At 63.2% G+C, this 12,641-nt stretch carries 16 protein-coding genes; 10 read left to right on the top strand and 6 right to left on the bottom strand.

All coding sequences use genetic code 11. The features are described from left to right. Window positions 1-97: 97 nt before the first annotated feature. A complete protein-coding gene (locus NKJ12_RS26585; protein ID WP_254819943.1) occupies window positions 98-283 on the top strand; it encodes a hypothetical protein in 186 nt (61 codons plus the stop codon). Window positions 284-297: 14 nt separating this feature from the next. Here NKJ12_RS26585 and NKJ12_RS26580 read toward each other — a convergent pair whose 3' ends face one another. The 6 genes from NKJ12_RS26580 to NKJ12_RS26555 all read right to left on the bottom strand — a co-directional run bounded on the left by NKJ12_RS26580 (window position 298) and on the right by NKJ12_RS26555 (window position 6,132). Then, window positions 298-846: a DUF1254 domain-containing protein gene (locus NKJ12_RS26580; RefSeq protein WP_254819944.1), complete on the bottom strand. Its 549-nt coding sequence runs from the start codon at window positions 844-846 to the stop codon at window positions 298-300. Continuing rightward, complete coding sequence (locus NKJ12_RS26575) at window positions 839-1,423, bottom strand: DUF1214 domain-containing protein (RefSeq protein ID WP_352706148.1); 585 nt, start codon at window positions 1,421-1,423, stop codon at window positions 839-841. The genes NKJ12_RS26580 and NKJ12_RS26575 overlap by 8 nt, the downstream gene beginning before the upstream one ends. A gap of 98 nt (window positions 1,424-1,521) precedes the next feature. Continuing rightward, entirely contained in the window at window positions 1,522-3,681 is a 2,160-nt protein-coding gene (locus tag NKJ12_RS26570) for a transglycosylase domain-containing protein (RefSeq protein ID WP_352690030.1), read from the bottom strand. Window positions 3,682-3,834: 153 nt separating this feature from the next. Continuing rightward, a complete protein-coding gene (locus tag NKJ12_RS26565; protein ID WP_352479526.1) occupies window positions 3,835-3,996 on the bottom strand; it encodes a hypothetical protein in 162 nt (53 codons plus the stop codon). Window positions 3,997-4,074: 78 nt separating this feature from the next. Then, window positions 4,075-5,694, bottom strand: a complete 1,620-nt coding sequence (gene groL / locus NKJ12_RS26560; protein WP_352690028.1) for a chaperonin GroEL — start codon at window positions 5,692-5,694, stop codon at window positions 4,075-4,077. 99 nt (window positions 5,695-5,793) lie between these two features. Beyond that, the gene (locus NKJ12_RS26555; protein WP_352479528.1) at window positions 5,794-6,132 is read right to left on the bottom strand and encodes a co-chaperone GroES; all 339 of its coding nucleotides are present in this window, start codon (window positions 6,130-6,132) and stop codon (window positions 5,794-5,796) included. A gap of 242 nt (window positions 6,133-6,374) precedes the next feature. On the opposite strand from NKJ12_RS26555, the gene NKJ12_RS26550 reads away from it, so the two are divergent. The 9 genes from NKJ12_RS26550 to ccmE all read left to right on the top strand — a co-directional run bounded on the left by NKJ12_RS26550 (window position 6,375) and on the right by ccmE (window position 12,634). Further along, window positions 6,375-6,647, top strand: coding sequence for a hypothetical protein (locus tag NKJ12_RS26550; RefSeq protein ID WP_352647226.1), 273 nt, complete (start codon window positions 6,375-6,377; stop codon window positions 6,645-6,647). Beyond that, window positions 6,644-6,910, top strand: coding sequence for a DUF1488 family protein (locus NKJ12_RS26545; RefSeq protein WP_254819951.1), 267 nt, complete (start codon window positions 6,644-6,646; stop codon window positions 6,908-6,910). Before NKJ12_RS26550 ends, NKJ12_RS26545 begins: the two co-directional genes overlap by 4 nt. 255 nt (window positions 6,911-7,165) lie before the next feature. Further along, window positions 7,166-7,576, top strand: coding sequence for a DUF3168 domain-containing protein (locus NKJ12_RS26540; RefSeq protein WP_352706094.1), 411 nt, complete (start codon window positions 7,166-7,168; stop codon window positions 7,574-7,576). A 384-nt stretch (window positions 7,577-7,960) separates the two neighbouring features. Beyond that, window positions 7,961-8,260 (top strand): hypothetical protein, encoded by a 300-nt coding sequence (locus NKJ12_RS26535; protein ID WP_352647230.1) that lies wholly within the window; start codon window positions 7,961-7,963, stop codon window positions 8,258-8,260. A gap of 64 nt (window positions 8,261-8,324) precedes the next feature. After that, on the top strand, window positions 8,325-8,990 hold the full coding sequence (locus tag NKJ12_RS26530; RefSeq protein WP_352588745.1) for a response regulator transcription factor: 666 nt from the start codon (window positions 8,325-8,327) through the stop codon (window positions 8,988-8,990). A gap of 10 nt (window positions 8,991-9,000) precedes the next feature. Continuing rightward, window positions 9,001-10,428, top strand: coding sequence for an ATP-binding protein (locus NKJ12_RS26525; RefSeq protein ID WP_352706146.1), 1,428 nt, complete (start codon window positions 9,001-9,003; stop codon window positions 10,426-10,428). Between the two features lie 109 nt (window positions 10,429-10,537). Further along, window positions 10,538-10,972: an RT0821/Lpp0805 family surface protein gene (locus tag NKJ12_RS26520; protein ID WP_352690020.1), complete on the top strand. Its 435-nt coding sequence runs from the start codon at window positions 10,538-10,540 to the stop codon at window positions 10,970-10,972. A 78-nt stretch (window positions 10,973-11,050) separates the two neighbouring features. Next, window positions 11,051-12,187, top strand: coding sequence for a c-type cytochrome biogenesis protein CcmI (gene ccmI, locus NKJ12_RS26515; protein ID WP_352706092.1), 1,137 nt, complete (start codon window positions 11,051-11,053; stop codon window positions 12,185-12,187). 3 nt (window positions 12,188-12,190) lie between these two features. Next, entirely contained in the window at window positions 12,191-12,634 is a 444-nt protein-coding gene (ccmE, locus tag NKJ12_RS26510) for a cytochrome c maturation protein CcmE (RefSeq protein WP_352706090.1), read from the top strand. Window positions 12,635-12,641 lie beyond the last annotated feature (7 nt).

The raw sequence follows: 12,641 nt of genomic DNA, 5'->3' as shown, positions 1-12,641 counted from the left end.
CGGCGATCCGTTAGCGCTCCGTTAACCTACTGCCTTCTTAATCGACTATGGAGGCGTTGCGTTGTGCTCCGGGGCAACCGAGAGGAATACGCGAACCATGGGCATGGTACTGTCTTTCGTGCCGCGAACGGCGGCAACCAATCGAGCACAACAAGCCGCGCCGGCGGCAGTGATCATATTTCCCGGGGTGCGCTACGAGCAGCGGCCGCTGACGGCCGAAACGCGGCCGACCGGCCCCGACAAGCCGGGACCGTCGGGAACATTGCCGGTACCGCACCACTGAGCATCGGAACCGGCCTAAAAATCCTGCAGTTCGCAGGAACTCTGTTCGAGAAAGCGCGAGACAATCGGCTTCCAGCTGTCGTCGGGCACGAACGAACGGATGACGAACACGCCTTCCTCTATCGGCGCCTCGACGAAGATGGCCCCTTGCAGTTCCTCGGGAAGATCCTTGCGGACCTCGATCATCTGGGCCGGCGTCAGCACAACGGTGTCGAGCACGCCTGCGGTCGCGCTGTGGTCGTTGAACGAGTAGATGTTGTGGCCGCCGCGGTCATAGACCGATATCGACCAGAATGGCACCTTGCCCGGCGCCTTGACCCGCACCATCCCCTCGGCAAGGTCGAAGCGGCAAGCCGCCGCATAAAACAGCGGATCGACCGATTTCACCACCGGCGCGCCGCCGGCTTCCGCGTCGAGCCTGGTCATCTTGTAGAGATCCGAAGCCATGGCCAATCGCGACCAGGCGTCGCGTTCGGAGAACTCGGGGACGAGCAGCAGCACGACGATGTGCACGATGCCGGCGCCGAGCAGGCCGAGCAGCACGGCATGCAGCAGGCTACGCATTGCAGCCGACCTTCTGGATCTGCGGCAGCGTGACGTCCGACAGACCGGTGCTGCTGGCGATCGGTGTGTCGTAGAACGTGAGCACCAAGTACATCTTGCCGGCGCCGCTGGTCAGTAGCCAGTTGCCAGGTGCAGGGCGGCTGCCGACGGAAATGACCACCGAATTGTCGGCCTGGCGCAGCACTTGATAGGACTGCAGCGCAGCCGGCCTCGGCGTGCCGGTCTCGACCACGCCAAGCGACTGGTCGGCGGCATAAAGCGTCCAGAACCGAGCGGTGGGAAAACCGCCCGCAATCTTGTAGGCGCATTGCCGCTTGAGCTGTTCGCCGCCGGAATCGCGTTCGGCTATGAAGGACAGCCCTTCCGCCTGTCCAAGCGCCAGCACGCCTTCGCGAGCCACCCGGGCTTTGGAATAAGGATCCGCCGTCGGCGTGCCGATATCCGGGAAGGCGGTCCATTGCCCGATCCTGATGGCGCCGACGCCATCCTGCAGCTTCAGCGCGTACCAGACGCTGGCGCCACCGCCACCGATGGCGATGGCAAGCGAAAGCAGCGTCAGGAAGGCGTTCTTGAGCATGACGAGCCGGGAGAACCGAAGGCCGGGGACAGAGAGATTGCCGCCCGGGGATATCTCGGCGCAGGGGCTTATGGCAAGCGGCCCCGCGGAATTGGCCGTCACAGCGCCGACAGGGTCTCCGGTGCAGCGGGCGCGTCGAGCACGGGTGCCGCCTGGAAAAGCCTGGTGAGTTCTTTCAGGGTCCGGGTGGTCCGGCTGGACAGCACCGGCGGACGCTCGGCGGCGGCGTCGGCTGCTGCCTGTTCGGCGTTCTTCTTTTCCGCTTCCTCGGCCTTGGCGGCGATTTCGGCATCGACGAAAGGATGATCGATACCGGGGATCGGTTTCAGGTCGATATTCTGGTGCGCATAGAGCATCAGCCGCTGCCACACCATTGCCGGCAGCGTGCCGCCGGTCATCTTGTTGGTCGCGGTGAAGTCGTCGTTGCCGAGCCAGACGGCGGCTGTGTAGTTGCCGGTAAAGCCGACGAACCAGGCATCGCGGTAGGACTGCGTCGTGCCGGTCTTGCCGGCGACAACGATGTTTGGAAGGGCCGCGCGCCGGGCCGTGCCGATCACCGGCACCGCCGCCAGCATGGTGTTCATGTATTTGAGCGCCTGCTCCGACAGCACCCGGTGCGGCGGCGGCGCGTCCTTGGCGAAGTCGTAGACCACCTCGCCGGTACGGTTGAAGAGTTGGCTTATGCCGTGCCGGGTTCCGGCAAAGCCGTTCTGGGCGAACACGCTGTAGCCCGTCGCCTGGTCCATCACAGTCATGCCCGATGTACCGAGCACCATGGTCTTGTGCGATTCCAGCGGCGACTCGACGCCCATGGCTTCGGCCATCGCCTTGATCGGCTTGATGCCGAGATAATCCTTGGCCAGCCGCACCGGCACGGTGTTGATCGATTTGGCCATCGCCGTGATCAGCGTCACCTTGCCGGCCGACCCGCCATTGTAATTGTGGGGCGACCAGCTGCCCCAGGAGATGGGTCCGCCGGACACCACCGAATCCGGCGTGAAGCCATGCTCCATCGCCGTCGCATAGACATAGGGCTTGAACGAGGAGCCGGTCTGGCGAAGTGCCTTGGTGGCGCGGTTGAACTGGCTGGCGCCGTAGTCGCGGCCGCCGACGATCGCCCGGACGGCGCCGTTGGTCTCGATGACGACGATGGCGCCCTCGGTGACGTTGTATTCCTTGCCGAACTGGCGGAGGTGGAACTCCATCGATTCTTCGGCCGCCTTCTGGATGTTGGCGTCGAAAGTGGTGTGGGCGACAAGCGAGTGCGGGCCGCCTTTGGCGGCGATCTTCTTGACCTCGTCGAAGGCCCAGTCGAGGTAATAATCGGGGCTCTTCTGCTCGCCGCGGTCGACGATTTCGGCCGGGTGTAATCTTGCCTGCAGCACCTGGCCTTCGGTCATGAAGCCGGAATCGACCAGATTGGACAGTACCACATTGGCCCGCGCACGGGCGGCGGGCAGGTTTATGTGCGGCGCGTATTTGGTCGGCGCCTTGAACAGGCCGGCCAGCATCGCCGCCTCGGCAAGGTTCAGGTCCTTGACGCTCTTGCCGAAATAGAAATCGGCTGCTGCCTCGATGCCGAAAGTGCCGCCGCCCATGTAGGCGCGGTCGAGGTAAAGCTGCAGGATTTCCTTCTTCGACAGATTGGCTTCGAGCCACAGCGACAGGAAGGCTTCCTTGATCTTGCGCTCGAAGGTCCGTTCGTTGGTCAGGAACAGGTTCTTGGCCAGCTGCTGGGTGATGCTCGAGCCGCCCTGGACGACGGAATTGGCCCGCACATTCTCGAATATCGCCCGCGACAGGCCGAGCACATCGATGCCGTAATGGTCGAAGAAACGGCGGTCCTCGGTGGCCAGCACCGCCTTGATGACATGGTCGGGCATCTCGTCGACCGGCACCGAATCGCGCTGGATGATGCCCCGCTGGCCGATCTCGTTGCCGTAGCGGTCTAGGAAGGTGACGGCGAAGTCGCCTTGCGTGCGCCAGTCGCCGGCGGTTATCTGGAAGGCCGGCAAGGCCAGCGCCAAAAGGACGACGATGCCGCCGGCACCGAGCGTAAAGCCTTCACTCAACAGTTCGATCAGGCCGCGGCGCCAGCCGCCGACGCGGAAACGCCGCGAGAAGATGGTGGCCGCCTCCCAGAACTGGCGCGCCCTGAAGCCGATTTCGTAGGCAGAGGAATCGATCCACGCATCCACCGCCAGCAGCCTTGCGGCGATCGGACCTCTTCTCTTGCGTGGTTCCAAAGGACTGGCCATTCCAGGATCCGGCTGCGGGGACGCCGCCAACTGAGAAACCGCATGCCGGCAATTTCACGGCGGCGCGCCTTTCAAGACTATTCGTCCATTTTGGTGCTGCCTACAAGGGCGATGAAGGTTCCGCGCTTGCGTGGGTGCTGAGGATCGGCAGCGTCACATGGGACGCTTGTCCGCGATCTTTTTCGGGTCGCGGCCTATCATACCGGCGTTGGCTTTCCTGTGCTTGTCGGCAAGCCTGCGAATGCGATCGAAGCGGCTTTCCTCGGCCACTTCGATTTTCGCCGCTGCATTTGGCTTCGGGACGAATGCGATCATTGATCGATCTCCTTGCCGATGGTGCGCGCCGGGGATACCCGGCGGCTGTCTTTCAGGCTTGTTTCCGGCAGTGGCTGGTCAATAGCCCATGCCGCCGGGCGAAGCAGCGGCTTCCTTCGCCGGAACGTCGGTGATCATGGCTTCCGCCGTGATCAGAAGCGCCGCAATGGAGCCCGCGTCCTGCAGCGCCGTCCGTACCACCTTCGCCGGGTCGACGATGCCGGCCTTGATCATGTCGACATAGACCTCGTTCTGGGCATCGAAGCCCTGATTGTGATCCTTGCCGTCGGCGAGCTTGCCGACGACGATCGAACCTTCGACGCCGGAATTCTCGGCGATCTGCCGGATCGGCGCTTCGAGCGCTCTCGACACGATCGAAATGCCCGCCGTCACATCGGCATTGGCTCCGGTCATCCCGTTCAGCACAGCCTTGGCGCGCAGCAACGCGACACCGCCGCCCGGAACGATGCCTTCTTCAACGGCCGCGCGCGTGGCGTTCAGCGCATCGTCGATGCGGTCCTTCTTTTCCTTGACCTCGGATTCGGTGGCGCCGCCGACGCGGATGACGGCAACGCCGCCCGCCAGCTTGGCGAGACGTTCCTGCAGCTTCTCCTTGTCATAGTCGGACGTGGTTTCCTCGATCTGCGCCTTGATCTGCTGGACGCGCGCCTGGATGGTGGTCTTCTCGCCGGCGCCGTCGATGATCGTGGTGGTGTCCTTCTCGATCAGCACGCGCTTGGCGCGGCCGAGCATGTCTATGGTAATGTTCTCCAGCTTGATGCCGAGATCCTCGGAAATCATCTGTCCGGCGGTGAGCACGGCGATGTCTTCCAGCATCGCCTTGCGGCGGTCACCGAAGCCAGGCGCCTTGACGGCCGCTACCTTGAGGCCGCCGCGCAGCTTGTTGACGACCAGCGTTGCCAGCGCTTCGCCCTCGACGTCCTCGGAGATGATCAACAGCGGCCTCCCGCTTTGCACCACGGCTTCGAGGATGGGCAGCAGGGCCTGCAGATTTCCGAGCTTCTTTTCGTGGATGAGGACGTAAGGGTCTTCCAGCTCGGCGCGCATCTTCTCGGCATTGGTGACGAAATAGGGCGAGAGATAGCCGCGGTCGAACTGCATGCCTTCGACGACGTCTAGCTCGGTTTCGGCGGTCTTGGCCTCCTCGACGGTAATGACGCCGTCATTGCCGACCTTGTCCATCGCCTTGGCGATCATGGCGCCGACACTGGTGTCGCCATTGGCGGCAATGGTGCCGACCTGCGCGATCTCGCCTGAGGACTTGACCTTCTTGGCTCGGGCCTGGATTTCCTTTACGACGGCGCTGATGGCAAGGTCGATGCCGCGCTTGAGGTCCATCGGGTTCATGCCGGCGGCAACGAATTTGGCGCCCTCGCGCAGGATGGAAGCGGCAAGCACCGTGGCGGTGGTGGTGCCGTCGCCGGCGAGGTCGTTGGTTTTCGAGGCCACTTCGCGCACCATCTGTGCGCCCATGTTTTCGAACTTGTCGGAAAGCTCGATTTCCTTTGCCACGGCCACCCCGTCCTTGGTGATGCGCGGCGCGCCGTAGGCCTTGTCGATGATGACGTTGCGGCCTTTGGGGCCGAGCGTCACCTTGACGGCGTTGTTGAGGATTTCGACGCCGCGCAGCATGCGGTCACGCGCGTCGGTGGAGAATCTGATTTCCTTGGCAGACATGATCTTTTCCAGTTCGGTTGTCGTGGCAAGGCGCTTGCAGCGCCTGAATCAAAGCTCGGAGCGTCCTTTGCGCGCGCGGGAGGGCGCGCGGCCTTCCAATCAGGCGGCCTTCTTGGCAGCCACGGTCTTATCGACGGTGCCCATCTCGCTTTTGTCGATGATGCCCATGATGTCGGCCTCCTTCATGATCAGAAGGTCCTCGCCGTCTATCTTGACCTCGGTGCCGGACCATTTGCCGAACAGGATGAGGTCGCCGGCCTTGACGTCGAGCGGGATCAACGCGCCGCTTTCGTCCCGCGCACCCGGCCCGACGGCGATCACTTCGCCTTCCTGCGGTTTTTCCTTGGCATTGTCGGGGATGATGATGCCGCCCTTGGATTTGGTGTCGCTTTCGGCGCGCCGAATGACGACGCGATCGTGGAGTGGCCGGAATTTCATGGGGACTCTTTCTGGGGCCGGCTTAGGCGGCCGCCCCTCTCTATAGGCGCCTTGGCACTCGATTGATAGGAGTGCCAAAAAATATTCATAGGGCACATCAAATATTGAATTTATTATCTTGCCTGGCCATCCCCCTGTGTTCGGGCCTTGCCGAATATTATTGAAATTGAATTTCTGTCTTTGAACACCTATTTACGATGAAGTTCACAGCCATGACTTTCGCTGCAAGGGAGATTTTACCGATGGCCGAAGGCAATCAGAACATCATGGAAAAAGCTCAGGCTCGCTTCATGGAAAACCAGAAGAAGACGGCGGAACGGAACAAAGCAACTGCCGAATATCTCTCGGAGGCGAAGGCTAGGAGCATCAAAACGGCAAGGCTGAGGGAATTGCGACTGGCCAAGGAAGAGGCGGACCGCGCGGCGGAAGCTCTGAATCCGGTCGCCGCAAAGAAGAAGCGGGCGTCACGGGCAGTCAAGAAGGCCGTATCCGCATCGATGGAGGCGAAATCATGAGCCTGACATTTCCCAATCCCAGCCGCAGCTACGACGAGGCAAGCAAACGCATCCGCTTCGTCGGCCATGACGGCATGTTCCAGATTTCCTTCTCTGTCGCTACCGATGCCATCTCCAAGATGCAGCCGGGAACGGCGGCCTCAGAAGCTACCTACCTGGCAGCCTTCGACACGGCTTCCAACTCGATCCACGATGTCGCCAGGAATGCCTATGCCCGCACCCGCAGGAGCATATATGTGCTGACTGCGGCGGATTTTCGCTAGTCGCGATCCGTCCACAAGACGCTTTCTCAGGGCGTCCGACTTCGCTCGCCGTTTGACGTCGCGACCGTTCAGCCGGTCACGGGTCCGTGACGCGGACGGCTGCGGCGTCGCGCATTCCAGGAGCAGGGCTTATTCCCGAGGTCATGAAGGTTCATAATCCGTATGAGACGCGCTGATTCGCGCTTTTGCCGGGATGCCGTCATGCAACGCAGCTACGCAGCCGGGAGGTCGACGCGACGGGCGAGGGCAAAGACAATGACCGCCCCGGCCGTCGAATTGCAGAAGGCCATATTCGAGGCAGTGAACGACGATCCAGATTTATCGGCGGCACTGGGCGACGCACAATTGTTCGACCGTGCGCCGGAGAATGTTGCGTTTCCCCATATGACCGTCGGCCGCACCAGCGTCTACGACTGGGCAACAGGGACGGAGAACAACGCCGAGCAGTTGCTGACGCTGCATGTCTGGTCGAAATCCGAGGCCAGCAACGAAACCACCGACATCATGGACCTGGTCAGCGCCCGCCTGCGAGATGCGGCGCTCTCGCTTGGCGAACATCGTCGCGCCCATCTCAAGCTCGAATTCGCCGAAGCCCGCTACGACGAGGACCTTTCGGCCCATCACGGGCTGCTGCGCTTCCACGCCGTGATCGAGGAAGACGGCTGACCGTCGGGCACTTTCCGTGAAAATCGGGCAATTTTGTTCTTGCTTTGTGCCGGCAGCTATGCTACTAATCTGGCTATGGTGCTGATTGGCGCCAATGACCCGTCGCAGAGCGGGTTTTTTATTTCCGGTTGGTTCGGCTGAATCTGCCTTCGGTTGCCGGATCGATTGTCGAAGTCGGGGCAAACCTAAAGCGATTGCCTTTCACCGCCAAACGATGCCCGGTTGTCGGCGGAGGATCGGAGGGCTAGGTTAAACTTGGCAATTTCGCGGGATGGGCGGCGAAATGGCAATCCGGTAATCTCGCGCTTCAGGGGTGTGGCGGGCATGCATTCGAGCGTTCACCGTTCATATCACGTTCAGCACCGGCGCGTTAGAACGCTGGCCATGAAAACCCTTCGCTCCCACTTCCGGACCGCGGCACTGGCGCTCTCAGCCGCCGGCCTGCTTGCGTCGCAAGCGATGGCGATCCCCGCTGTCACCCCCGAGCAGCCCCAGCCGGTCGTCCTCGCCGCGTCCGACTGCTACGCGATCGGCCAGCAGGTGGCGGAGCAGAATGGCGGCACCTTGGCCAAGGCCTCGCAGTCGACACGCGGCGGCCAGCCGGTCTGCGTCATCGTCGTGCTCCTTCCGGGCAAGGACGGGCAGCGTCCCCGTCGCTCAGAGATCGTCGTTCCGCTGAACTGAACCGTGCCGTTTCCCAGTCTGCCGGAATCGGCCTATATCTGAACAGCTTCAACAGGCCTTCCGCATGCGCGTACTCGTCGTCGAAGATGACAAGGATCTCAACCGGCAGATCGGCGACGCGCTGGTCGATGCCGGCTATGTCGTCGACCGCGCTTTCGACGGCGAGGAAGGGCACTTTCTCGGCGACACCGAGCCCTACGATGCCGTGGTGCTCGACATCGGCCTGCCGCAGATGGACGGCATCAGCGTGGTCGAGCGCTGGCGGCGCGGCGGCCGCAAGATGCCGGTGCTGATCCTGACGGCACGCGACCGCTGGAGCGACAAGGTTGCCGGCATCGACGCCGGCGCCGACGACTACGTCACCAAACCCTTCCACATCGAGGAAATTCTGGCCAGGGTGCGCGCTCTGATCCGGCGCGCTGCCGGGCATGCCTCGTCCGAGCTGACCTGCGGGCCGCTGCGTCTCGACACCAAAGCCTCCAAAGCCGACGTCGACGGCGTACCGCTGAAGCTGACCTCGCACGAATTCCGCTTGCTTGCTTACCTCATGCACCATATGGGCGACGTGGTGTCCCGGACCGAACTGGTCGAGCATCTCTACGACCAGGATTTCGACCGCGATTCCAACACGATCGAGGTCTTTGTCGGACGGCTTCGCAAGAAGATGGGCATCGACATGATCGAAACCGTTCGCGGCATGGGCTACCGCATGCGTAAGCCGGAGGCGTAACGCGGAACCGCTGACTACAAAACCCGCCGTCTCGAACACGCCGTCGCTGCGGTCATGGCCGCGTTCGCTGGCGTTTCGCGTCATCGCCTTTTCGACGGTCTGGGCGATCCTCACTCTGGTCGTCATCTTCACCTTGATCACCACGCTCTATCGCCAGGCCAGCGAGCGCGGTTTCGACAGCCTGCTTTCGGCGCATCTGTTCAACCTGATCGGCTCGGTGGGCGTTTCCGAAGGCGGCCAGTTGACGGGCGCCCCCGACCTCGGCGATTTGAGGTTCTCGGAGCCGAATTCCGGCTGGTACTGGTCGGTCGAGCCCGCCTCGGAAGGCGTGCACGGCGATCTCCATTCGTCGTCGATGACCAAGGCGATCCCGTCGCCAAGCGTTGCCGAGGTGCCCTTCAATGCTAGCTTCCAGCGCAGCTATTCAGCGGATGGCATCGAAGGCGAGCAGTTGGAGGTGTTCGAGAGCGAGTTCGTCCTCGATGCGAAAAATCGCGCCGCGCGCTTCCGTGTCATGGGCAACCAGACCGAGCTCGAGCAGGAAATCGCTACCTTCCAGCGGCGCCTGTTGACCTATCTGTCGCTGTTCGGCGTCGGCATGATCGCCATCAACGCGATTGCGATCCTGCTCGGCCTGCAGCCGCTGCGCCGGGTCAGGAATGCGCTTGCGATGGTGCGCGAAGGAACCGCGCAACGCCTCGACGGCCGTTTCCCGGCCGAGATCGAGCCGCTCGCCAACGAGACCAATGCGCTGATCGAGAACAACAGGCGTATCGTCGAGCGGTCGCGCACGCAGGTCGGCAACCTGGCGCACTCGCTGAAGACGCCGCTTGCCGTGCTGCTCAACGAGGCGCGGGCGCTGGGTGGCGCCAAGGGGCAGCTGATCGCCGAGCAGGCTGCTTCCATGCAGAAGCAAGTGGACCATTATCTGCAACGTGCCCGCGTCGCCGCGCAGCGCGACAGCGTCGTCTACCGAACGCCGGTGATACCGCTGGTCCAGCGCATGGTGCGGGTGCTGCAGAAGCTTAACCCGCAGACGGCGCTGTCGCTGTCATTGCCGGCCACCGACATCGTCTTTGCCGGCGAACGCGAGGACCTGGAGGAGTTGCTCGGCAATCTGCTCGACAATGCGATGAAATGGGCAAGGAGCGCGGTCGCCGTTTCCGTGAAGCCAATCTCCAGCAAGGGTGGCGCCAGCAAGGAGGGCGCGGCCAATCTATTCGAGATAGCCATCGAGGATGACGGCCCCGGCATTCCCGACGACAAGGCGCGCGAGGTATTGCAGCGCGGCCGGCGTCTCGACGAGACAAAACCGGGCAGCGGGCTCGGACTTGCCATTGTCGCCGACCTTGTCAACGAGTATGGAGGCTCTCTGGCGCTGGAACGATCCGTCATGGGTGGATTGAAGGCGATGGTTCGATTGCGGAGCCTTCAGTAATGCTTTTCCAGGTGGCCGGCTGCGGCCAAATTTCCGACAAACATCGACATTATCGCCGCGCCAGCCTGCTGACAGCGCGGCGGTCCAGCTCAAGAAAGCCGGTATTGGCATGAAGATTCGCGTCGCGCTCGTTTCCGCCCTGCTCGCCGTCTCCGGCTGCACAACGCTCAGCAAGGGCCCGGCCGTTACGGTAACGCCGGCCGCCACGCCCCCCAGCGGCGCCAAGGTGGCGACGACGATCATCTCCGCCATGGGCGGCGGCCTCGTCGGCGGCTCTATCGGCGCCGGCCTGAGCGAGACCGAGAAACGCAGCGCGCTCGAGGCGGAATACAAGGCGCTTGAATACACGGCGAGCGGCCAGAAAGTGGCTTGGAAGAGCGACAGTTCGGCCCATCGCGGCGAAGTGGTTGCCGCCCAGCCCTATCGCGTCGGATCGCAGGACTGCCGGCAATACACCCATACGGTGTTTACCGGCACCGCCGGCGCCACCGCGCGCGGAACCGCCTGCCGCAATGCCGACGGCAGCTGGACGCCGCTGACGTAGCTGGTCCGGCCGTTTCCGCCAAAGCGTCGCAGCACGCTTGTGTTGGCAGGGCAGGGGTCTCGTTCTATTGGAAGAGCCATGCTGTTCTGGGTCATAGCCGCAATCCTGACGCTGGGCGCAAGCCTGGCGGTGCTGCTGCCGTTGGCCGGTGGATCGAAGAACGCGTCCGCTGCCGGCGATCACGACCTTGAAGTCTATCGCGACCAGCTGGCCGAGCTTGACCGCGATATGGCGCGTGGCCTGATCCAGCCGATGGAGGCCGAAGAGGCTCGCGCCGAAATCGCCCGCCGCATCCTTCGCCTGAGCAATGCCGGCCAGGCCGGCGAGACGGCGACGCAGCCGTCGCGGTCGACAAGACTGGTGGCGACGGCTGCCGTGCTGGTGGTTCCGCTGCTCAGCTGGGGCCTCTATGGCCAGCTCGGCTCACCCGACCTGCCATCGCAGCCACTCAGCGAACGCCTGGCCAAGAACCCCGCCGACAGCTCGGTCGACGAGCTGATAGCCCGCGCCGAGGCGCACCTGGCGGCCAACCCATCCGATGGCCGTGGCTGGGACGTTCTGGCGCCGGTCTATCTGCGCAGGCAGCGATACGCCGATGCGGTGACCGCCTATCGCAACGCCATCCGCCTCGACGGCGACAGCGCTGCCCGTCAGGCGGGTCTTGGCGAGGCGATAGCCAATGCGGCCGGCGGCATTGTCTCGGCCGAAGCGCAGGCGGCGTTCGAGGCGGCGTTGAAGCTCGATCCGGCCAATCCGAAGGCCGCGTTCTATCTCGCCATGGGCATGGCACAGGAGGGCCGCATAGCTGAAGCCACGGCGGCCTGGCAAAAGATGCTGGCCGCCTTGCCGCAGGGCTCGCCGTGGCGCGGCGCCGTCGAGCAGGCGCTGGCCGAATCCGCCGCCCGCAGCGTCGCTTCCGGAGCGCCCGCGAAAGGACCGAGCGCCGAGGATATCGATGCTGCCTCCTCGATGTCGCCGCAGGACCGGCAAGCCATGATCAGCACTATGGTTGCCAGCCTCGATGAAAAGCTTCGGCAAAATCCGCGCGACGAGGAAGGGTGGATGCAGCTCGTTCGTTCTTATGTCGTGCTGGGCAAGACAGATCAGGCGCGTGACGCGCTCAATCGCGGTATCGCCGTCTTTGGCGCGGACAGTGACCAGGCCAGGAAATTCACCGCCTTTGCTGCCTCGCTCGGCGTGACGGCGACGGAGTAGACGATGACGCGCAAGCAGAAACGACTGTCGGTGATCGCCGCAGGGCTGGGGTTTCTCGGTGTTGCCACCGGGCTGACCTTCTGTGCGCTTGGCCAGAAGGCCTCCTATTTCTACATGCCGGCTGATCTGGCCACCGCCAGCCTTCAGCCGGGCCAGCGCATCAGGCTCGGCGGCCTCGTCGAAAAAGGCACAGTAGAGCGTAGCCAAGGCGCCACCGTCGCCTTTTCGGTGACCGACAACCAGAAGGACGTCAAGGTCACCTATACCGGCATTCTTCCCGACCTTTTCCGGGAAGGGCAGGGCGTGATCACCGAAGGCTCGTTTGGCCCCGACGGCATCTTTGTCGCCGACAGCGTGCTCGCCAAGCATGACGAGACCTATATGCCCAAGGAGGTGGCCGACGGCCTCAAGGCCAAGGGCGTGTGGCAGGAGAGCAAGAGTGAGTAGCGGGTGC

It is taken from the genome of Mesorhizobium sp. M0195 (genome assembly GCF_040322115.1).
Classification (GTDB): Bacteria; Pseudomonadota; Alphaproteobacteria; order Rhizobiales; family Rhizobiaceae; genus Mesorhizobium.
Note: the sequence above shows the minus strand (reverse complement) of the source record. Positions and strands in the feature narration are given on the sequence as shown.